We start from the raw sequence: 21,961 nt of genomic DNA, 5'->3' as shown, positions 1-21,961 counted from the left end.
GCGGACAGGCGCATATGGTCGAATTGCATAATTTCAAAGGTTAATCATCTCTTAGAGCGGAGTGGCATAAATGACTGCATTTCAATCTTACGACCTCGCTCAGATGAGAGCCGACGTCAAACTCTCGCAAGAAGAAATAGCGACTCATCTTAGCATTTCTCAGAGCCAGATTTTTCGCTGTGAGCAAGACTTGCACAATACTTCTCTCTGTGTTGTAAAAGTCCGGGGATGTACTGCGGCGACATTTCAACGAAGTAGGGACTGGATTACGGCGCGTTCTATCGGGGGGCACTGTCACCCAGATCAAGCTGATGAGCGACTATGTGGAGACGGCTCCTATTTCTCTGAATGAAGCGCTGTTCAAGAGATCCTGTGCCGCAGTCGAATGGTGCCACAGCCTAGAGTCTAAACAGTAGACGATTTCAACATTTTAGCCGTCGGTGCCTGCGCAAACATTGGAGCGCGGGATGCCGAACGTGCGCTGCAACCAAGGGAAAGTTTTAATGGCTCTATGAAAAAAGAGGCCATCACAGCTCTGAAGGCTGCTCAGGCCAAGTATGAATCCGACGCCAAAGCTATCGGTGAAGCGTCGACAAGGTTGTTCGAACTGCGCCGGTCTAGCAGCGAGCAGATCATCACCCAAGTCGAGAGCTACATAAGCACTCTGGCCAGAAGTCCTAAGGAATTTGACCAGACGTTCTACGAATACCGGTCCGAGTTCAAGACCTTCAACGAGATTGTCGCCACCATCGAAGCAGAAGCCGTTAAGGTCAATACCGAGGCTGGCGCTGGCGCGGCCGCGGGCGTTGCTACTGGCGTCGGTGTTGCCGCTTTCGCTCCAAGCGCGGCCATGGCCATTGCCACCACGTTTGGCACTGCCAGCACCGGCACTGCGATCTCCACCTTGTCAGGGGCGGCTGCTATAAATGCTGCGTTGGCCTGGTTGGGAGGCGGGGCCTTGGCAACTGGTGGCGGTGGCGTTGCTGCGGGTGAAGCGTTCCTGGCATTGGCGGGGCCAGTCGGCTGGACCATTGGCGGTGCTGCTTTAGTGGCGGCTGGATTGTTTGCCCGTAGTCGCAACCGGTCGATTGCCGAAAAGGCTGCCACCGAAACCAAGAAAATCCAGACGCAGATCGCTGCGCTCATTGCGGCCAAGCTGGAAATCAATCGCTTGTTCAACCTGACCGAACGCCATGTGGACGGTGTCACCGTAATGCTGGCCCAGCTCAAGGAACAAGCTCCAAAGAATTACCTGGAGTTCAGCAGTGTCCAGAAGGAGTGGCTGGGCGCACTTATTAACCACATCCATTCCCTGTCCGAACTCCTGAATAAGAAGGTGCAAGCATGACCGTAGAAACCTTCGAAACCCGCGGTCGTCGCCTTGTTCGGGATCAGGCCGCTGGTATCGTCGTCCATGCCATCAACGAGATCCGGTTTCACGACGAAATCAGCAAGCTAGCTGCGCAGGATGCCGCGTTCAATACTGCGCTGAACCAGATTGATAAGGTGCGCGACTTTCTATCTCGCCCCCAAAACATCCTAGGCAGTGAGTTGACGAAGCACGGCGAGATCGCCGAACAGGTTGAGGTCGGTATCCGCAATGCCCGCCAAGCCTTAGTCCAGGAAACCATGACAGCGACCTTCGATGGTGTTCATCGCACTGGTCCGGTCGACTATTTAATTAACGGAATCGGAGTTCAGTCCAAGTTCATCAATGGTATCTCCGCAAACTTGAACCATATCCTGAAGCACCTCAATATCTACCCGGGATTCACTGTAGATGGCTCTTTTTACATCATCCCCAAGGATACCTATGAAGCAATCCAGATCCTGCTGAATGGGGGTCATATCGAGGGTGTGAAGGGCATCGACCGAGCAAGCCATCAAGGTGCTCGTAAAGCAGATTGAGGAGCAGACGGGCAAGCCCTTCTCCGAGACAGTCCAGTCATCGGTCGTGGATTATTCAGACGTCCAAGTATACAAGGTGCCCACGACGCTTGACAATGAGCAGAAGAATCTCGCCAATAAGAACGAGAAACTGAAGGACAAGATTGTCGACGACCACAAACCGTCGCTTCAGGGGGTTGCACAAGCCGCTTTCGTGGGCGGAGCTGTCGGCGGTACTCTCTCCATGGCGACGGGCCTCTATGCCAAGTATAGGGCAGGCAAGAACGTCTTCAAGGGTGACTTCACTGCGGCTGACTGGCAGGAGATTGGCCTCGATACGATCAAAGGCGCGGCCGGGGGAGCTGTAGCTGCCGGATCCATCTACCTGATGACCAATTATGCGGGGATGGCCGCTCCGTTCGCTTCCGCCGTCGTAAGCGCGGTCAAGGGCATGGCCTCGCTTGCTGAAGATTATCGCAAGGGCGACATCAGTTTCGGTGAATTCTTTGACTTAGGCATGATCGTCTGTGCGGAGTCTGCTATTGTTGGCGTGTCCACAGCTGTGGGCCAAGCGCTGATCCCGATTCCCATTCTGGGTGCCGTCATTGGCAGCCTAGCGGGCAAGATGGTGGCTGAGTTCACCACCGGCCAGAACGACAAGGTCGCCCAGTGTCTTCTGAACGACATGGAAGCGTTCAAGTCCAAGCTGGATGGCAAGCTGAAGGAAGTCCTTACCGCTATCACGGCCGAGCTTGACCACTTGAACAGCATAACTAATGCTGCCTTCGACTTCCGCTTGAACGCCAACCTGATCGACCGTAGCGTGGGTTTGGCGGTAGCCCACGGAGTGAAGGCGGACAAAATCATTATCAATGAAGCCGCGTTGGACACGTTTATGTTGGAGTAAAGTGATCAATAGATAATACCTCAAGTGGAGTGTCGGATACCTCACTCCTTCCACAGTCTGCCTGAGGTTTTTAGTCGTAATGTCTGAAATGGGTCGTGGCCTTTTGGTTTTTTGGGTGCTTTCATGCCCAAGGAGACGGTCAATCCAGGCTTCTCTTGATATTAGCGTCCGCATTTCTGAGTTGTGTCGATATGGTGTGTCGGAAGGAATGAAATGTGATTTCAGCAAGCAGGCTAATCCGGGTTTAAGCAATGAGGAAGCTCGTCCTAGTGCTGCTCTCCTGATACCATCCCTTCATCGTCACGAAAAAAATCAGGCTTTCTGTGCCTGCTCAAGTGCTTGGTCCAGATCGGCGATAATATCATCAGGATGTTCCAGCCCAACGGATAGTCGGACATAGCCTGGTGTCACGCCGCTGGCCCGCTGTTCTTCTGGTGTTAATTGTGAATGGGTTGTTGAGGCGGGGTGAATGGCCAGACTCCGCGCATCACCAATATTGGCTACATGGTAGAAAAGCTCCAGGGAATCAATAAAGCGTTTGCCGCCTGCCAGACCGTTTTTGAGTTCAAACCCGACGAGACCGCCATAACCTTCAGGAAGGTAATGTTGTGCCCTTTTAAAGGCCTCTCCTTTCTGCATGGCCGGGTAAATGACTTTTGTCACAGCGGGATGTTTTTCCAGATAACGTGCGACCATGACGGCATTTTCGCAATGGCGGGGCATTCTGAGTGGAAGCGTTTCAATCCCCTGAAGCAGCTGGAAGGCGTTAAAGGGAGAGAGTGCCGCACCCATATCGCGCAGCAGAACAGCACGAACCCGCAGAGCATAAGCAATCGGACCGAAAGATTTTGCAGCTTCAGTCCAGATCGTTCCATGATAGCTGGGGTCTGGCTGTGTGAGGAGAGGATGACGCTCAGGTTTGGCACTCCAGTCGAAATTTCCACCATCAATGATGACGCCTCCGATGGATGTGCCGTGCCCGCCAATATATTTTGTAGCAGAATAAATGACGATGGCAGCACCATGTTCCAGAGGGTGAGCCAGTAAGGGAGCAGCGGTATTATCGACGATGAGCGGGATATGATGCTTACGCCCCAATGTTGCGATTTCAGCCAGAGGAGGGACAACTAGCTTGGGATTGGGGAGCATTTCCAGATACCAGGCGCGTGTGCGGTCATTGCTGGCTTTTAAAAAGGCATGAGGATCAGAAGGATCAACAAAACGGACATCTATGCCCATATTACGTAAAGTATGGGCGTAAAGATTCCACGTTCCTCCATAAATATCAGTGCCACAGACAATATTATCGCCTGCTGCGGCAATGGTTTGGACGCAACAGGCTGAGGCAGCCTGACCAGAAGCAACAGCCACGGCTGCAGCCCCTCCCTCAAGCGCAGCAAGGCGCTGCTCCAATATATCGGTCGTAGGATTACCTAGGCGAGTGTAAATGGGGCCTGGTTCCTGAAGCGCGAAACGTCTTGCAGCCTGGTCGCTGTCTGTAAACTGGTAGGACGTTGTCTGATGAATAGGAGGAGCGACGGAGCCGGTTGTCGGGTCTGCGCGCCAACCTGCGTGCAAGGCTAATGTTTCAGGATTATAAGTACGCTTCATTTTGTGGCCTCCATGAAGATATTATATATGATGATACGCGCTCCGGCTTTCTATTATACCTGAAGATTATGTAGGGTGACAGATTGAACTCGGGTAAGAGTAGATTAGGGTTGAAAGAGTGATCATATGATTCCTGTTATTCTCTCTGGTGGTGTCGGTACTAGGCTATGGCCTGTTTCGCGCAAGAGTTATCCGAAGCAGTTTTGCGCATTATTAGGGGAAAACACAGCTTTTCAGGAAACTTTGCTCAGGGTTCGGGCATTAGGGATTCAGTCATCCCCCATGATTGTTGGAAATCATGAACATAGATTTATTATGGCTGAGCAGGCACGACAGATTGATGAAGAAGAGGTGACGATTATTCTCGAGCCGGAGGCCCGTAATTCTGCTGCAGCTATGGCTTCGGCGGCTTTTCTGCAGGCTGCAACTGACCCTGAGGCAATTTTATGGTTTATGCCTGCCGATGCCTATATCAACCACCTTGATGCGCTTTCCCAGGCTTTAACACAGGCGCAAAACGCAGCTGAACTTGGTTATATAGTCACATTTGGCATAAAGCCGGATAAAGCTGAAACGGGTTATGGTTATATTGAACGCGGCCAGGCTTTGCCTGGGGCCGAGAACACTTTCCATATAAGCCGTTTTCTGGAAAAGCCCTGCAAGGAAGAAGCAGAAAAGCTGATTAGCGATGAGCGCTATCTCTGGAATTCTGGCATGTTTTTGGCAAAAGCCAATGTTTTTCTCCAAGAGCTGAAGAAATTCGTGCCAGAAATTTATGAAGCTGTTGAAAAATCGGTCAGTCTTCGCAGGGTGGATTTAGGCTTTATGTGCCTTGACGCAGAGTCTTTTCATCATGCGCCTTCTATTTCGATTGACTATGCTGTTGCAGAAAAAACGCAGCGTGCTGCAGTGGTGCCAGCATCTTTTACCTGGATGGATGTGGGGAGTTGGGGTGCAGTATGGGCATTGGCCCCAAAGGATCAGGAAGGGAATGCCGTAAAAGGAGATGTCTTTCTTGACAAGGTTCATAATTCATATGTTTACACCGATGATATTGTTACTACTGTCACTGGTGTTGATGATCTGGTGATTGTCGTGACCAAAGATGCTGTTATGGTCTCTCATCGCGGTTATGCACAGGATATTAAACATATCGTAGCCCGTTTAAAGAAAGCAGGGCGGGACGAAGCCGAGGGGCATCAATGTAAATATCGTCCCTGGGGGTTTTATGAAACTTTATTACAGGGAGAACGCTTTCAGGTTAAGCAGATCCATGTGAGTCCTGGTGAGAAGCTGTCATTACAAAAGCATTTCCACCGGGCGGAACACTGGGTGGTTGTTGCAGGGACAGCGCTTGTAACACGTGATAATGAAGAGATGATTATAAGGGAAAATGAAAGTATTTATCTTCCCATTGGGTGTATACATCGTCTTGAAAATCCGGGGCGTATTCCTTTGATTCTTATTGAAGTACAATCAGGACCATATCTGGGAGAGGATGATATTATTCGTTTGGAAGATGTTTATCAGCGCTCAAATAGCATGGAAGATAGATAAAGATTTACTTAAGTATAGATTGGTTTTGATTTTCTTAAAAATTCTTTCATATTCTAACTCACTATAAATTTATAATGAGTTAGATTTTTGAGGGTTGGAAAGTTTTGCGGATAAAGGTAGGTTGCCGCCTTATAGGGTGTATTTCTTATTTCTTGCTATGGGATTTATATAAAGTGGCGGCAAATCTGGAACAAAAAAAGTCTAGTCTGTCTGTCATATTTTTCAGAATAAATCCTCATCAGCCTATGATGATACCGCCTATTTACACTTCCATAATGCTTATTTCATGTCTGGTTGTTGTTTTCTGGTGCTGTGTAAAAGGACTGTTTCCTGACTGGTCCCGATATACAGCCTTTGCGTTGATGCTGGTAGCTCTTTTGGCGAATGCACTTGTGATGAGAGTGGCGATTAGAGCTGGTTATCTTATTTCTATGCTCTGTTTTTTAACCAGCTGGCGTATTGCAGCGATGAATGCTGTCTGGCCTGTTGAGGTTATATGCTTTCTGGCGTTTCTTCTCATGGTTGCACAATTTGCGGGTATGGTCATCAGAAACTGGAGAACGCACGGAATAACAGGATTTACCGAGGCTCTCATGTGGCAGCTTGCTGTTGCTCGCATGTATTTTGGTATGAATGAAATTGGTCATTCTGTTGAAAAGATTTTTGCGGGCCAAGCATCTCACGAGAAACTTGTTCATATATTTACCCAATTAGGAACACCTGTACCGGATATATTTGTGTGTCTGGCAGGTTTGGTAGAATTTTCCCTTGCTTTCGGCGTTGGTTGCGGTTTTCTGACACGCTTGGCTGCTGCGGGTGGTATTCTTTATTTTCTGATAGCGACTATCCCTTTTGGCGGAGAGTGGACTCATGGCTATGCCTGGGGTGATAGAGGATGGGAATATATAGCTTTACTTATTGTTTTTTATGCTTCTCTTCTTTTTTCTGGTGCTGGCAGATTTTCGCTCGACGCATGGCTGATTGAACGGGGGCTGATGCCCAAATTTCTATATCCGCTTTGTGGTCCGAAGGCGGGTATTGAGGTCTTTAAAAATACTGTCCCCTTTAATCACGAGACTGTTTGAGACATATTTGAGTGATATTGAAGACAATTATGTCTATAAAAACAGACATGTCTTATTGGTATAATAAAAAATAAATAAGGTATAAATTTCTCTGGAAGACAGGATTGGAAAGTGTTTTTCAGTGCGGTTTAGTATTTGTCTATTAGACAATTAATAATTTGTAAATTATACTTACACTTGTTCTGATTTAGAATTACGAGTGAAATATGAATTTTCTGCAAGTTGGTTCTTATTGTGGAGCTCTGGCATTTTTGGCAGGTGCCCTAAGTGGTTGTGCGACGGAATCGTCTCGTACGGTAGCGGCGCAACCAGTGCAAATGAGTCAGGTCATTTATCAAGGGCCGCGTATTGATATCGCAGCGGGGAAATTTGCTAATCGTTCAAATTATATGAATGGTATTTTCTCTGATGGAATTGACCGTTTGGGAAATCAAGCGCGCACGCTGTTATTATCAAGATTGCAGCAGAGTGGCCGTTTTAACGTAATGGATCGGGACAATATTACTGAAGGAAAACAGGAAGCAGCTTTCCTACATGAAGGCCAGACCATTCAGGGGGCCAGATATCTGGTTACAGGTGATGTAACAGTCTTTGGTCGTAAAGAAACAGGTGATATGGCCCTTTTTGGTCTTGCCGGGACAGGTCATGCCCAGATTGCTTATGCCAAAGTAAGCCTTCAGATTGTTAATCCTTTAACTTCTCAGATTGTGCTGACCAGTGATGGTGCTGCTGAATATAAACTTTCCGAGCGCGAGATTTTGGGTTTTGGTGGCACTTCAGGCTACGATTCCACACTCAACGGCAAAGTGCTTGATCTCGCAATTGTGGATGCCGTTAACCATTTAACGCCAGCTATTGATGCTGGTCAGTTGAAATAAATCTTCAAAAAATATTATTAACGGGTAACGATCTTATGTCATTTTTTAGGTATGGGCTGCTGGGATGCAGCTTGCTTTTACTGGCCGGTTGTGGGTCAAGTAGAAAATCTCTTTACGCATGGTATCATTATCAGCCGCAACTATATGCCTATATGCAAAATGGGGACTCCCAGCAGCAATTGACGATCCTTGAAGCTGATGAACAAAAGGCAAGCGCAAAAGGGTTGGCTTTGCCTCCAGGATTTCATGCACATCTTGGGTTGCTTTACGCAAAGTTAGGCCAGACTTCACAGGCACAGACGGAGTTTCAACAGGAGAAGACGTTATTCCCTGAATCAGCTGCCTATATGGATTTTCTCCTGAAAAATATGGGAACCGCTTCTGGAACGGTTCCTGCTGCACCTTCTGCCGGGGCGGAAAACACATCCGGGCAAGTACAATCTCAGGCCAAGATTGCGTCGTAGTTTAGGAAAACTCAATCTTCTTCGATTCATTACGAAACACAATTCAGAATAAAATTACGTTTCTAGGAGGCCATTTATGAACTTTATGGGAAAAGCGCGCCTGGCTATTTGTGGCATACTCCCCTTATTGCTGGCAGCGTGTGGTACGTCTGCCAAGATGGATTATACGGCGTTTAAGGACGCTAAACCACGCTCAATTCTTGTATTACCGCCGATCAACCATACACAGAGTATTAATGCGACAAACGGGTTCCTGTCCCAAATGACGTATCCATTGGCTGAAGGTGGTTATTATGTTGTTCCAGTTGATGTGGAGCTTGAGACTTTTCATCAGAATGGTGTTTCTGTGCCTGATGAAATGGCACAGATTTCTGCCGAGAAATTACATTCTATCTTTGGAGCAGATGCAGCGCTCTACTCAACTGTAACAGCTTATGGCTCTCGTTACACGATTATTAATAGTGTGACAGTTGTTAGCATTTCAGCCAAGTTGGTGGATTTGAAAACAGGAAGCATTTTATGGAGCGGGGAGGCCCGAGCGGACGATAATGACGGTAGTGCAGCAAGTAATACCAATATTTTCGGTAAATTGGTTGGGGCAGCAATTAAACAGATAGGCAATTCAATTTCTGATTCTGCCTATCCTCTTGCAGGGGTTGCAAGCGGACGCCTTCTGGCGACGGGAACGCCGAATGGACTGCTTTATGGCCCGCGTTCTCCTTATTATGATACGAAATAAAACGAGTTAAAGTGAGTTTTATAAGGTTCAGGGGCAGCGCCATATGGATCTGCCCCTTTAAGTGTGGGTCTATATTTCGTTAACGGGAATATGACCGATAATTTCAAGATCAAGGTCCTGAAGGATAAAATGCCATTCAGGCTTGATCTTATGTTTTAGTTCATTTTTGTCCAGACGGGAATGAAGATCATAGAGGAAGCTTTCAACAGCTTTGCGGATTTCCGTCTCGGCTTTCGAAATATCAGAAATAGCACGGAGTTTTGCGAGAGCTGACCTGGTTTCATCGGCGCGTTGGAGGACCCATTCATTTCTTTCAGACTGGGGATCTCTCATCTGGAGGCCAAAAGCATTGGCCCATTGATTATTATAACGGCTTGAATCCATTTTTTTGGTGGGGTCAGCACCACTATTACGGGCATGTTTCCAGGTCCATTCAGTCATGGATTTAAAATAGAAATGTGAAATATAGATTTCTTTAAAATATCCCTTATCAGCAAAGGCAGGGTCACGCGGAAAACCAGGGGGAGGGTTGATATATTCATGCTCCTCACCATTCGTCAGACGGAAATTATAGGATGCAGACCGGTACCACAGTGGATGATGGGCCCGTGAGTGAAGGGTTTTCTGGGGGCGGCACGCTGATTTAACTAGACGCCACCCTTCACCAATGGCACCGCTACCGACAATTTGAGAATTACGTTCAGTCAGTGGCAAAGCAAGGTCTGCTAGCCCATGTACATTGAGGCTTGAACCAATAAAACGCCAGTTTATGGCAATAGCATCGGTCTCTTTTCGTTCAACCTCATTGAGGTAATCTGTGATTTTTGGAAAAGGTTCGGGATTAAGTGTAATAAATTCATCGCCATCCAGAACAAAACACCATTTAAAATCTAGAATATCGGGAAGGGCATTAAAGGCGTGACCATAAGCCTTGAATTGAGGGCTGGTCTTTGAATCGACTTCATTTGAAATCCAGGTAATAATGCCTTTTTGGGAGAGTGCTTCAAGAAGAAGGTCAGAGAGGTCTTCATTATTATTACTATAGATAAAGAAATGCTCTATCCCCAGCATTTGGTGATAGGCAATCCATTCCAGAAGGTAGATCCCTTCATTGCGCTGCGTTGAAACCAGACAGGGGCCACGTGTCGGTTTGAATGACCGTCTCATAATATGCGTTAATGCATGGAAAAAGCCTGCAAACGTGCTATCACTGCCGCTCCATGCCAAGAGGGTTTCATCAATGGTTGTGGTCAGTTTTCGTGCTGGAGATAAAGGTTTTTTTCGGGGAGAAGAGTGTTTGCTGTCCCATTCGAGCAGGGCTGGAATAATCTTGTCAAGCCATATGGTTGGTGCAGTTTTTTTCTGAAGGTTTTTTAGTAAGGTCTTGCTTTTCAGGACGGATTGACCAACTTCATTAAGTTCTTCCCAGTGTAGAAAAGGGAGAATAGCATCAAGCACAGGTTGAATATTCGTGCCATTATAGTTTTTAATGAAGTCGAGAATATTCTTTGCCGTAATATTATAGCTGAAAAGCTCGGCAACATAACCGGCTTCTTCTTGTAATTCTCTGGAGACCATTACGGGTTCGAGTGAAAATTGTTCCCACGCCATGACATGATGGCAGTCTCCGACGACATTATTAACTTTAACATTTTCAGGGAGAGGGCGGGTTGTAAAAAATTTTCCTAGACTATGCGGGTCTTCCAGCGAACAAAAAGAATTGCCTGCCCCACAATATTGCATATTGACGGGCAGGATCATGCCGCGCGGGGCACCATAATGTTCTAACCAGATCAGGGGTTTTTCGCTTTGATCTATGGTCAGGAATAATTGCCGGGGAAAGTCACTTAGCTGAAAGGCAATAAGGGGAGAAAATCCTTCTTCTTCTGGTTGAATATGCTGTTTTAACTGTCCATTTTCCAAACTTACACACAGACGGGCATCATGCCATGTTCTGATTTGAAAAAAGCTGATCATGGAATTTCCTTCGGAACAGTTACGTGAGTGTATTTTATCCAACAGGCACGTCATGCGGATAGTGTTTTTTAGAATGGTTTTAGAGGCAGGGAGCTTTTTTTGGGGGCATAGTGTTATAGACAGAAGAGTAACGTCAAAATGTTCTTTGCCAGAATTATTAAACGTTTGAGACTATTTTGTTAAGAGCATCAAATAGTTTAAGATCTTTGCGTTATAAAAAGATTTGTCCGGTTTTTTACGCTGCCAGCCATAGGGTGCAGTATGAGATTCATCAGTAAATATAAGGAGACTTACTGTTATGGTTAAAAAACCAGTAGATGCTTCATCATGTGTGACATTGCGTGATGGTCATGATATGCCCTGGATCGGTCTTGGTGTTTGGAGAACACCTGAAGCTGACACCGAGAGTGTCGTGGAAACAGCCATCAGTCTTGGTTACAGGGCTATTGATACGGCTATGCTCTATAAAAACGAAGCAGGTGTTGGAGCTGCCTTAAGCCGTCACCCAGATGTTTTCGTCACGACAAAACTCTGGAATGATGATCAGGGCTTTGACAAGACATTACGGGCTTTTGATAAAAGTGCGAAGCTATTGCAGCGTGATGTCGTGGATCTGTATCTCATCCACTGGCCGATGCCAGCTAACGGGCTGTATCTTGAAAGCTGGAAGGCTCTTATCCGTTTACGTGATGAAGGCCGCATCAAATCCATTGGTGTTTCCAATTTTATGGAAGAACAGTTGCAATGCCTGATTGATGAGACAGGGGTTGTGCCTGTTATTAACCAGATCGAGCTGCACCCCTATTTTCAGCAGAAAAAGTTACGGGCATTCCATCATCGCCATCAGATCCAGACGGAAGCGTGGAGGCCATTAGGTCAAGGTGCTTTACTGGAGGATTCAACGATAGGCCAGCTTGCTGTGAAATATGGGAAAACGCCAGCACAGATTATTTTGCGCTGGCACCTTCAGCATGACATCATGGTTATTCCCAAAACAGTGCATGCCAAACGTATGAAAGAGAATATCTCACTCTTTGATTTTGAATTGGAGGCGGGAGATATGCAGAAAATTGACGCTTTGGATAGGGCTGACGGGCGTATGGGGGAAGACCCGGCTGATCCTCAGTTCTGATAGTTCTTCTGGCTTGAAGTTGGCATCTGGTACCTTAGGAAACCAGATGCCAGATTGTAAAAGTTAAATATCGAGGACCTCGACCTGACGAGCGTGGTCCTGAATAAAGCGGAAACGTAATTCCGGTTTACGCCCCATGAGGCTCTCTACCCTGTCCTTGGTTAGAAGGCGGTCTTCAGCGGGGATGATAACACGCAGTAATGTACGTTGCTTGGGGTCCATGGTTGTTTCTTTCAGATCAGAAACAGGCATTTCTCCCAGACCTTTAAAGCGCGAAATGTCGATTTTGGCTCCGGCTTTGAAATCTCTCTTAATGCGGCGATCCTTGTCTGTATCATCCATGGCATAGACAGTCTTACTGCCATGTGTCAGGCGGTAGAGAGGGGGTTGTGCTAGATAAAGATGGCCCTGCCTGATTAGATCAGGCATTTCACGGTAGAAAAAAGTCATGAGTAATGAGGCGATATGAGCGCCATCAACGTCTGCATCAGTCATAATAATGATACGGCCATAGCGTAGATTGGCATGATTATAATCCTTGCCCGTTCCGCAGCCTAATGCTTCCGTTAAGTCACGAAGTTCCTGATTGGCGAGAAGCTTATCTCTTGTTGCTGAGGCGACATTGAGGATTTTCCCACGTAGGGGAAGAACAGCCTGCGTCTCACGTGCGCGTGCCTGACGGGCTGAGCCTCCTGCTGATTCCCCCTCAACAAGAAATAACTCTGTTTTATCGGCATCAGTGCTGGCGCAATCTGTCAGTTTCCCTGGCAGGCGCAGTCTTCTTGTCGCCGTTTTTCGTGTTGTTTCGCGTTTTTCCCGTCTGCGTAGCCGCTCTTCAGCGCGCTCCGCCAGAAAGCCAACCAGTGCGTCAGCCTGTTGAGGGTTTCCTCCAAGCCAGTGGTCAATCCGGTCACGCAGGGCGCCTTCAACCAAACGGCTGGCTTCCTGAGTGGTCAGGCGGTCTTTGGTCTGTCCCTGAAATTGCGGATCGCGGATAAAGACTGAAAGTTTAGCATTAATAGAGCTGAAAACATCTTCAGCCGTAATGGCTGCTGCACGACGTATCTTACGTGTTTCGCCCCATTGACGAAACCCTTTGACCAGAGCGGCTCTGAGGCCGGCTTCATGCGTTCCACCTTGCGGGGTGGGGATCGTATTACAGTAGGAGACCAGTGTTCCCGGACCTTCTTCGAGGAAAGCAATAGCCCATTCAACGCGTCCACCAGAGGCCCCGCTGGACGTCAGAGGCAAATCAGCCAGACCACACCATAACGGCGTCAAGAGGAGGGCCTTTTCTCCTAATTCTGTCTGAAGGGCGTCTTCCAGCCCGTTAGGGAACTGTATGGTTTCTTTTAGCGGTATTTCACTGTCTTTTTCCCTGAGTAGATCAGGAGCGCATGACCATTTGATCGTAACGCCGCGGAACAGGGCTGCCTTGCTGCGACAGAGCTGGTAAAGACGGGCAGGAGAAAATTGTTCCCGTCCGAAGATTTCCGGATCCGGGCAGAAACGTACGGTCGTACCGGATTTGGCCGAATCGATTTTGACATCTTCTAACCCGGACTGGGCAACCCCTTTGGAGAAAACCTGACGATAGAGATGACGGTTGCGCGTTACTTCTACTTCCAGTTTCTCTGACAAAGCATTAACAACAGAGCTTCCAACACCATGCAGACCGCCAGAAGTCGCATAGGATTTCCCCGAGAATTTCCCTCCCGCATGGAGTGTTGTAAAAATAACTTCCAGCGCAGATTTCCCCGGGAAACGGGGGTGAGGATCTGTTGGGATGCCCCTGCCATTATCATGAACCATCAGGCAATGGGCGTTTTCCAGGCAGACGTCAATTGTCGTGGCATGTCCTGCCACGGCTTCATCCATGGCATTATCAATGATTTCTGCCGCGAGATGATGATAGGCAACATTATCAGTGCCACCTATATACATGCCTGGTCGTTTGCGGACAGGTTCCAGTCCTTCAAGGACTTCAATATCTCTGGCGTTATATGAATCAGTCACAACATGCCTTTAAAGGGGAGTATTGCAGAGTCACACTTTATGATTTGTGACGGCGGGCAACACGTCTTCTGTTTGAATGGGCTTTGGGCGCAGTGCAGCTTTCATAGGCTGCAGGCTGAAGGATGTCCTTGGCCTCTGCGTAATGAGCAAGGTCACTGGCATTATCAAGCGCTTCAATTTCTTCAAACATGGGTGTGCGCTGGTCACAGAATACGGTGCCAGATTTCAGCCCTCCCAGAGACTGGACATCAGCTAGCTGCGTAATATAGGCGTCATGCTGCTGGCGTGACCGTTTACCGTAAGTTGCCTGGAAATAACGTTCAAGACGTTTTTCCGCCATGCTTAATTCGGGTTTGAAATGGGAGACGAAAGCATTATAACGGTCCTGAGCCTGGCATGAGAGAGCCGTTACCATAAGTTCCGACTTCAGTCCGACAACATTAAAGGCCGCATGAACATCCTGAGGAGGATGACAGCTTGTGGTGGCTGCCTGTGCAGGCAAGAAAGCCGTGAATACGGCGGTGAGGGCTATCAGGCCGAAAGACGTTTTTTTATGAAATCTGGATATCATCTGCAAACTCCCTATGGGCCACAGAATTGCCCATAACATGGACCTATAACACGTCAGGTGCGGCTAAAACATCAGGTGAGAAAGAAAAAAGATTTTTTCATCATTCTCAATTAACATGATAGAGCCTATTCTATAACGCATAGAGGGTGTCTCTGAAGAGACCTGACTCTAAAAAAATGAGATTGGTTGAAAAAATTCCTTAAATGAGCGGGAGTGACTCGTGCCCTTGTCAGGAAATGTTTTACGTTTGGGGGGAGGATGTGCCGCCCTGTTACTCTTATCTGGTTGTATGGGGCCGCATCGGGGTGGCTCGCAGATACTGACTGCACCAGATCCCTTTGGTTATGAAAAAGTTTCTGCCCTCTGTAAGCTGAGCCCGTTAACAACGGATGCTTCTGGCAAAATGAATGTTGAAATGACCGTTGGCAGTGATGAAGGGAAATGTGCCCTTTCCGTAAGCAAAGGTGGTGGCGGGAATTATGTTTCATTTGGTGTAGATCAGGCACCGGAACATGGAAAAGCGTTCCTGTATAACTATAATGGGCGCACTTATATCGATTACCAGCCAGTGACGGCCTATAATGGCGAAGATAGTTTCGGGGTTGATCTGATCCCTGCCCATGGGCAGCCAAGAAGCCATATCACGGTCAAGGTGAAGATTGAACTTGTCGGTGGCGGTAGCACAGCTATCGTCCCTGCCGTCAAACCGGCTGAGGCTCCCGTAACAAAAGAGAAAGCAGGCTCGAAAGCCTCTTCACATCATGTGCATAGAGCTACCAGAAGCAGAAAGCCTGCCCCCCAAAAGGCCGCTCCGTCTAAACCGGTAGAAACGAAGAAAAAATAAGACCGGCATATAAGACCCCCCCCGAGAGATTTTTTCCCTCGGGGGGGGGTATGAAATGAACAGGTCTGGAATATTATTTTAACGGAAGATAATTTCTACACGTCGGTTTTGAGCCTCTTTCACGCCGATGGCAGTTTGTACAAGGGGATTTTCTGCCCCCAAGCCATGTACGGAAATTAATCCGGCGGCGACGCCATCACGCACTAATTCAGATTTTATGACATCGGCCCTGCGTAGGGAAAGGGTCTGATTATGAGCTTTCCCCTTGGCCGTCTGCTCTCCGGAGCTGTCTGTATAGCCATTAACAATGATATGGGTCAGCTGTGCAGAGGTGGAGTTGCGCGCAGCAACTGCGACGATCGCTCGTGCCCGGTTGCTCAGATTCGTTGAATCCCAGTCAAAGAAAATAAGGTAACTTCTTGCTGGGGAAGGGGCTGGAGCAGCGGTTTGTGCTTCTGTGAGAGGGGGTGGAGGTGGTGCTGGGTCAAATTCATAGCGCAGTCCCAGCATAAGAGAATGGTTAAAGTCTGTGCGTGTATTACGCCGACCATAAGAACCATTGCTGCCCCCGGAATTATCCGCGACACTATAGGCGTGATGGTTATGTGGGGCGAGAATTGTATAAAAACGATATTCCATCGTTGTTGAAAGCCCGACAACCCAGGGTACAGGTAGGGATGCCCCTATCATGCCCTGATAGGCGAAATTACCTGAAGCATCATTAATACGCTGCGTGTGGGCAGTTCCATTGGCACTATAATGCAGTCTGGTATTCATGTCCTGCCGGCCATAACCGATACCTGCACCAAAATAAGGATAGATCCAGTTTTGACCGATATCCATGTCAAACAGGGCATTAGCCATAAAGCCATAACGCTGTTGGTGGCCGCTTGTTCTTGAAGAAATTCCGGGACTATGGAAGCCTGAATAGCGATTCTGGCGGTAATTTCCTTCCAGTTCAACGCGGAAGCCGTTATCAAGACCCCACCCGATACTGCCTAAACCTGTAATACCAGGATTGAATTGGTCTCTTCCTTTGGGGAAAACCTTTGTGCTGGGGTTGGTGGTCTGGGTCTGGTTAAAGCTCGCACCACCTGCGCCGGATATATAAAGTCCGCGGACTGGCTGGGCCTGGGCAATCGCAAAAGTCATCACCGACATACCTGAGGCCAGACATATCCGGGCCAAAAGGGCCATGACAGTGGTGCGCTGTACCATGTGATTTCTCTCCAACCAAAGTGCCACTATGACTGACAATAGTCTTTTCGCTGAAAGCGGTAAGAAAGGCAATCTATTTACCTGTTTCGAGGCATTAAACAAGGGATCAAAATATTTCACAGGCAATAACCTGTCTTTCAGTCAGAAAATTTTCTTGTTTCTAGCAGAGTTTCCAGGGGGGACGCTACATCTTTAACGTTTATTTCAATAATCCATAAATCAGGATCGAAACGTGTCTGTTTCTCAAAAAAGGAATTTATGGCCATGGCTACCTCATAAGGTGGTCCTGATTTTATTTCGTGACGACGCCATGAATGACCATGTTCCTGCAAAATAGCTGCGTGACCATTTATATCAGTCAGCAGGATGAAAATTGCCCCGGCGTCTTCATCTCCTTTTCTGACAATCAACGCTGCCTGCCCCTCCTGATTAAAACGTCGCAAGGTGGCCCTGACCCAGAAACCGGCTTTTAGTCCATAAGGCATGGTCTTTCTGCTTTCTTATGGCGTTGCATCGGTCAGAGAAGGGACTGACATGAGGGCTGTCTGATAGAGTTCGGGAGAGGTCAGAACCTGGAATGCCGTATTCAGTGTTTCGGGTCTTTCGTGGATGGGAGGGCAGGTTGCCCTGATTTTAAGGAGTGTCTCAGCGGATGTATTTTCACGCACTGAGCGTGATTGCGCGATGGAATCAGTTTGTAAGGAGTGCCCCTGTTTGAGGGCAAGAATTTGCTCATTGATGGTTGGACGGCTGGAAGACGTGCAGAGCTGGGGGATAACGCCGAGAATTTGGATAGGTTCTCCAAGCGGCGCTGTATTACGACTCCAGGTAATGAAGATTTCTCCTTCATTGGGCATCTGCCCGATATCCTGCACGAGTCCTTTCCCATAGGTTGCACTTCCAATAATGACTGCCCTGTGGTGGTCAGCCAGCGCAGCCGTGAAGACCTCGGCAGCGCTAGCTGTCAGACCATCCACCAGGATGACGAGATGGGCATTATTCGTAATATCTCCCCCTTGCACGGCCCATACATGGTTGGCAGCAGGATAACGCCCTGTTGTCGTTGCTATAATACCGTGATCGAGAAAAAGGGCGGCTGTCATGACAGCCTGTTGCAGGACACCTCCCTTATTACCTCTTAAATCGAGAATAATACCTTTTAAGGGCAGTGAGTCTGAGAGGAGCTGGCTGACTTCATCGGCTGTCTGTGTTGAGAAATCCGTTATCTTCAGGGACAGATAACCATTTTTAAAATATTCCAGAAAGACCGTCTGGGGGGCAAGGCGTTCAAGGGTGATGGTGATGAATTTCGCCTTTGCAGGGGAGCGGCCATATTTGATAGTCAGATTTTGAGGTTTTTCCTGCGTGAGCCAGGATGTCATCGTCTCGAGGGAGAGTGTGGATGTATCATGGCCATTGATTTCATAAATTTTTTGTCCGTGGTCTGCACCATTGGCCCAGATGGAGCTGTTAGAGTTTATTTTATCAATAACCGGGTAATGGCGGCCAGGTTTTTTCTCTAATGTCAGGCCGAGCGAGTACTGTGTTCCTTGACGGTTTGAGCGTTCTTTTTTCGCAATATCGGGCGGCAGATAGCGTGAGTAAGGGTCAAGATGACTGAAAATTCCAGAAAAAAACAGCGGCAGCAGATTCTCTTCTCCTAGTGATTGGAGTGAGAGATCAGCGTCCCATTCTTTCCTGATAATGGATACAGCCAGTTCGGCCCAGCCACGATAATCTGTCTCAGAGGGGTAATTTGCTTCATTCAGTAATTTATTGCCTCTCAGAGCAATGAGTTTGTGAAGAGACGCTTTCTGGAGAGGGAGGTCGGCCTTTTGATCTTCGGTCAAAGGATCAGACGTGATTTCTGTGATGGAGAGGGCAGGGTCACGTGCAATAAAGGCATCAAGTCCCCATAAAATGAGTTCTTGCGCCTGATGGGGTTGCATCAGGCGTGGCATCATAAAAATAAAGGCGGACTGGATTACTTGGCCCATCATGCTCAGCCCGGAGGCCGGGAGTGGCTGGTTTATTGCTGGATGGTTAGGATTAACCTGAGAGGGGATCAGTGACTGGTTTTGATGAAATAACTCATCAGGGAGGGGGTCAGCATAGGCTGTAAAGCTGAGCGTACATATAAAAATAACGCCCTTCTTGAGAGAGGCTTCTACAGATCTGAAGAAAAAAACGAAATAGGAAGAGAGTCCAGATCCCAGAAAGTGTGATACAGGCCATATGATACAATGAAAAAAAGCGCCTTTGGGCAAGCATATCTTTTTTTGTGAAGGGTTTTTCAAATCAAGATACATTTTCAGCCCGTAAATAATATCTTATTCTATTTATCATGAAATAATCCGAAACCGCCACTTGAAAGTGGCGGCATGGTTATTTGATAATAAAAGCACAAATCTTATGCCTTCGTACTTTTTTTCTTTTTTTCTGATGGTTTTGCAGGCGCCATTTTCTTTTTCGCTGGGGCTTTTTTTACAGCTGGTTTTTTTTCAGCCTCTCTATCGTTTGTTTTCGATGTTTTAGTCACAGCTTTCTTCGCTGTTGTCTCACGTGCAGTCTTTTTTGTTGATTTACCTTTTTCTTCAAGAAGAAGCACTGCTTCATCAAGGGTGATGTCATCAAGCGAGCGGTCTTTTGGCAAGGGTGCCATGATAGAGCCATGTTGCACATAGGGGCCAAAACGCCCCTTACGGACGATAACGCTTTCACCATCCTTAGGGTGGGGGCCTAATGTTTTCATGGAAGCAAGCTTGCGGGCGAGCGCATCAATGGCACGATTCAGGCCGATATGCAGCACGTCATCATCCTTATCAAGCGTGCCGTAGATAGCGCCCATTTTGACAAAGGGACCAAAACGACCCAATCCGGCCTGGATGGTTTCGCCTGTTTCAGGGTGTGTGCCCAGAATGCGGGGAAGTGATAATAATCCTACAGCCTGTTCAAATGTAATGGTCTCACCATCAAGATTTTTGGGAATGGCTGCGCGCTTGGGTTTGATCTTTTTATTATCAGGGTCAGCCTCGCCTCTTTGGATATAAAGACCATAGGGGCCGCGGCGTATGGTAATTTCTTCGCCTGTTTCTGGGTCTTGTCCCAGAGCACGGATTCCGTCTTTCAAGGTTGTTTGCCCATCATCTTCCAGGCTTAATGGGCGCGTAAATTTACATTCAGGATAGTTGGAGCATCCAAGAAAGGCACCGTGCCGCCCGAGTTTCAGTCCGATCCGTCCTGTGCCGCAAGCTGTGCAAAGGCGTGGATCAGTTCCATCTGCGTGAGGGGGGAAGAAATGTGGCCCCAGATCCTGATCTAGAGCATTGATTACATCGGTGATCTTGAGGTCTTTGGTCTGATCAATACTGGCAGAAAAATCACGCCAGAAAGCCGACATAACATCATGCCAGTCTGCCCGCCCGCCTGAAATATCATCAAGCTGCTCTTCCAGAGAGGCTGTAAAGCCTGTATCCACGTAGCGCTCAAAGAAAGACGTCAGAAAAGCAGTAACAAGCCGGCCTCGATCCTCAGGGATAAAACGCTTCTGCTCAAGGCGTACGTAATTGCGGTCTCTCAATACGCTGAGAATGGAAGCATAGGTCGAAGGGCGGCCAATGCCGATTTCTTCCATTTTCTTGACAAGAGAAGCCTCGGAGTAACGGGGCGGTGGCTGGGTAAAATGTTGGTCAGCCTTGATTTCTTCAGCCTTTGTCAGGTCTCCTTCTTTCATGGCTGGCAAAAGGCGGCTCTGATCATCGTCAGCTTTCGGGTCATCATGACTTTCGCGGTATAGGTGCAGAAAACCATCAAAGGCAATCACAGAGCCAGTTGCACGTAATAAGGTCTGTTGTTCTGGGTCAGACAGGGTGATTGCGGTCTGGTCAATTTCGGCTGATTGCATCTGGGAGGCAACGGCACGTTTCCAGATCAGCTCATAAAGGCGTTTCTGGTCATTATTGAGGAAAGCAGCAACCTGCTCAGGTGAGCGTGTAACGTCAGTTGGTCTGATGGCTTCGTGTGCTTCCTGAGCGTTTTTGGCTTTTGTAGTATAGGCGCGTGGCTTTTCAGGGCAGTAATCTTTGCCGAAAGCGCTGCTAATATGGTTCCGTATGGCATTAATGGCTTCAGCAGCCATAACGACGCCATCAGTCCTCATATAGGTAATCAGGCCCACAGTTTCACCATGAAGGTCAACACCCTCATAAAGCTGCTGGGCTGTGCGCATGGTTGTCTGTGCACTCATTCCCAATTTACGCGAGGCTTCCTGCTGGAGGGTGGAGGTGGTGAAAGGGGGGGAAGGGTGGCGCTTTGTCCTTTTGCGTTCGATTGCATGGACGGTAATCTCACTTTTTTTGACAATATCGCGGGCGGCATAAGCCTGTTCCTGCGTTACAAGGTCAAACTGCGCCAGTTTTTTGCCTTTAAGATGCGTGAGATGGGCTTCAAAACGTTCTTGACCTGGGGTGAGGAAGGTGCCTGTCACGTCCCAATATTCACGCGGTTTGAAAACCTCGATTTCAGCTTCACGTTCACAAATTAGCCGAAGGGCGACTGACTGTACGCGCCCGGCACTCCGGCTGCCTGGTAATTTGCGCCATAATACAGGAGAAAGCGTGAAACCAACCAGATAATCCAAGGCACGCCTAGCAAGATAGGCATCAATCAGTGGTTGATCCAGCGCGCGTGGTGCTGCCATGGCTGCCTTAATGGCATTTTTGGTAATTTCATTGAAAGTAACGCGCTGGACTTCGATATTTTTGAGAAGGTTTTTCTCTTCAAGTGCGGTTCTGACATGCCATGAAATGGCTTCTCCTTCACGGTCTGGGTCAGTCGCAAGAATGAGTTTTTGCGCGCCTTTAACTGCTTTGGCAATGGTTGCGATCTGCTTAGCGCCGCGTTCATCGGTCTGCCATTTCATGGCAAAATTTTCGTCAGGTAAAACGCTGCCATCCTTGGGGGGGAGGTCACGTACATGGCCAAATGATGCAATTACAGTATAGTCACTACCTAGATACCGATTGATTGTTTTTGCTTTTGCCGGGCTTTCGACCACTACGATGCTCGTCATTGCT

General features: G+C 47.9%; 19 protein-coding genes. 11 read left to right on the top strand and 8 right to left on the bottom strand.

The genetic code is table 11. The annotated features are described in order from the left end of the window. Positions 1-70: 70 nt before the first annotated feature. From AC3B6P_RS00430 to AC3B6P_RS00415, 4 genes are all read left to right on the top strand, one after another. Complete coding sequence (locus AC3B6P_RS00430; RefSeq protein WP_489804196.1) at positions 71-352, top strand: hypothetical protein; 282 nt, start codon at positions 71-73, stop codon at positions 350-352. A gap of 159 nt (positions 353-511) precedes the next feature. Beyond that, on the top strand, positions 512-1,348 hold the full coding sequence (locus AC3B6P_RS00425; protein ID WP_489804195.1) for a hypothetical protein: 837 nt from the start codon (positions 512-514) through the stop codon (positions 1,346-1,348). After that, positions 1,345-1,908 carry a hypothetical protein gene (locus AC3B6P_RS00420; protein ID WP_489804194.1) on the top strand — a complete coding sequence of 188 codons (564 nt, stop codon included), beginning with the start codon at positions 1,345-1,347 and terminating at the stop codon, positions 1,906-1,908. The genes AC3B6P_RS00425 and AC3B6P_RS00420 overlap by 4 nt, the downstream gene beginning before the upstream one ends. Continuing rightward, positions 1,889-2,794, top strand: a complete 906-nt coding sequence (locus AC3B6P_RS00415; protein WP_489804193.1) for a hypothetical protein — start codon at positions 1,889-1,891, stop codon at positions 2,792-2,794. The genes AC3B6P_RS00420 and AC3B6P_RS00415 overlap by 20 nt, the downstream gene beginning before the upstream one ends. Before the next feature lie 312 nt (positions 2,795-3,106). Here AC3B6P_RS00415 and AC3B6P_RS00410 read toward each other — a convergent pair whose 3' ends face one another. After that, on the bottom strand, positions 3,107-4,405 hold the full coding sequence (locus tag AC3B6P_RS00410) for an O-acetylhomoserine aminocarboxypropyltransferase/cysteine synthase family protein (RefSeq protein WP_489804192.1): 1,299 nt from the start codon (positions 4,403-4,405) through the stop codon (positions 3,107-3,109). Positions 4,406-4,531: 126 nt separating this feature from the next. On the opposite strand from AC3B6P_RS00410, the gene AC3B6P_RS00405 reads away from it, so the two are divergent. The 5 genes from AC3B6P_RS00405 to AC3B6P_RS00385 all read left to right on the top strand — a co-directional run bounded on the left by AC3B6P_RS00405 (position 4,532) and on the right by AC3B6P_RS00385 (position 9,128). Next, positions 4,532-5,962: a mannose-1-phosphate guanylyltransferase/mannose-6-phosphate isomerase gene (locus AC3B6P_RS00405; RefSeq protein ID WP_489804191.1), complete on the top strand. Its 1,431-nt coding sequence runs from the start codon at positions 4,532-4,534 to the stop codon at positions 5,960-5,962. Between the two features lie 245 nt (positions 5,963-6,207). Further along, positions 6,208-7,047, top strand: a complete 840-nt coding sequence (locus AC3B6P_RS00400; protein ID WP_489804190.1) for a DoxX family protein — start codon at positions 6,208-6,210, stop codon at positions 7,045-7,047. 206 nt (positions 7,048-7,253) lie between these two features. Beyond that, positions 7,254-7,925, top strand: a complete 672-nt coding sequence (locus tag AC3B6P_RS00395; protein ID WP_489804189.1) for a CsgG/HfaB family protein — start codon at positions 7,254-7,256, stop codon at positions 7,923-7,925. Between the two features lie 35 nt (positions 7,926-7,960). Continuing rightward, complete coding sequence (locus AC3B6P_RS00390; protein ID WP_489804188.1) at positions 7,961-8,389, top strand: DUF4810 domain-containing protein; 429 nt, start codon at positions 7,961-7,963, stop codon at positions 8,387-8,389. Positions 8,390-8,465: 76 nt separating this feature from the next. Next, entirely contained in the window at positions 8,466-9,128 is a 663-nt protein-coding gene (locus tag AC3B6P_RS00385; RefSeq protein ID WP_489804187.1) for a DUF799 domain-containing protein, read from the top strand. Positions 9,129-9,197: 69 nt separating this feature from the next. On the opposite strand, the gene AC3B6P_RS00380 is transcribed toward AC3B6P_RS00385, so the two are convergent. Further along, a complete protein-coding gene (locus tag AC3B6P_RS00380; RefSeq protein ID WP_489804186.1) occupies positions 9,198-11,105 on the bottom strand; it encodes a glycosyltransferase family 2 protein in 1,908 nt (635 codons plus the stop codon). A 298-nt stretch (positions 11,106-11,403) separates the two neighbouring features. Between AC3B6P_RS00380 and AC3B6P_RS00375 the strand changes: the two genes are divergently transcribed. After that, on the top strand, positions 11,404-12,237 hold the full coding sequence (locus AC3B6P_RS00375) for an aldo/keto reductase (protein WP_489804185.1): 834 nt from the start codon (positions 11,404-11,406) through the stop codon (positions 12,235-12,237). 63 nt (positions 12,238-12,300) lie between these two features. On the opposite strand, the gene parE is transcribed toward AC3B6P_RS00375, so the two are convergent. Further along, complete coding sequence (parE, locus tag AC3B6P_RS00370) at positions 12,301-14,253, bottom strand: DNA topoisomerase IV subunit B (protein WP_489804184.1); 1,953 nt, start codon at positions 14,251-14,253, stop codon at positions 12,301-12,303. A gap of 37 nt (positions 14,254-14,290) precedes the next feature. Further along, positions 14,291-14,824 (bottom strand): hypothetical protein, encoded by a 534-nt coding sequence (locus AC3B6P_RS00365; RefSeq protein ID WP_489804183.1) that lies wholly within the window; start codon positions 14,822-14,824, stop codon positions 14,291-14,293. Between the two features lie 220 nt (positions 14,825-15,044). On the opposite strand from AC3B6P_RS00365, the gene AC3B6P_RS00360 reads away from it, so the two are divergent. After that, complete coding sequence (locus AC3B6P_RS00360; RefSeq protein WP_489804182.1) at positions 15,045-15,668, top strand: hypothetical protein; 624 nt, start codon at positions 15,045-15,047, stop codon at positions 15,666-15,668. Positions 15,669-15,746: 78 nt separating this feature from the next. Here the strand turns inward: AC3B6P_RS00360 and AC3B6P_RS00355 are convergent, their stop codons facing one another. The 4 genes from AC3B6P_RS00355 to topA form a co-directional block, all read right to left on the bottom strand. Beyond that, a complete protein-coding gene (locus tag AC3B6P_RS00355) occupies positions 15,747-16,886 on the bottom strand; it encodes an OmpA family protein (protein ID WP_489804181.1) in 1,140 nt (379 codons plus the stop codon). Positions 16,887-17,023: 137 nt separating this feature from the next. After that, positions 17,024-17,371: a DUF1491 family protein gene (locus tag AC3B6P_RS00350; RefSeq protein WP_489804180.1), complete on the bottom strand. Its 348-nt coding sequence runs from the start codon at positions 17,369-17,371 to the stop codon at positions 17,024-17,026. A 15-nt stretch (positions 17,372-17,386) separates the two neighbouring features. Then, complete coding sequence (locus AC3B6P_RS00345; RefSeq protein ID WP_489804179.1) at positions 17,387-19,195, bottom strand: S41 family peptidase; 1,809 nt, start codon at positions 19,193-19,195, stop codon at positions 17,387-17,389. Between the two features lie 101 nt (positions 19,196-19,296). Continuing rightward, positions 19,297-21,957, bottom strand: coding sequence for a type I DNA topoisomerase (gene topA, locus AC3B6P_RS00340; RefSeq protein WP_489804178.1), 2,661 nt, complete (start codon positions 21,955-21,957; stop codon positions 19,297-19,299). Positions 21,958-21,961 lie beyond the last annotated feature (4 nt).

This window comes from Aristophania sp. ESL1142 (assembly GCF_058107345.1).
Note: the sequence above shows the minus strand (reverse complement) of the source record. Positions and strands in the feature narration are given on the sequence as shown.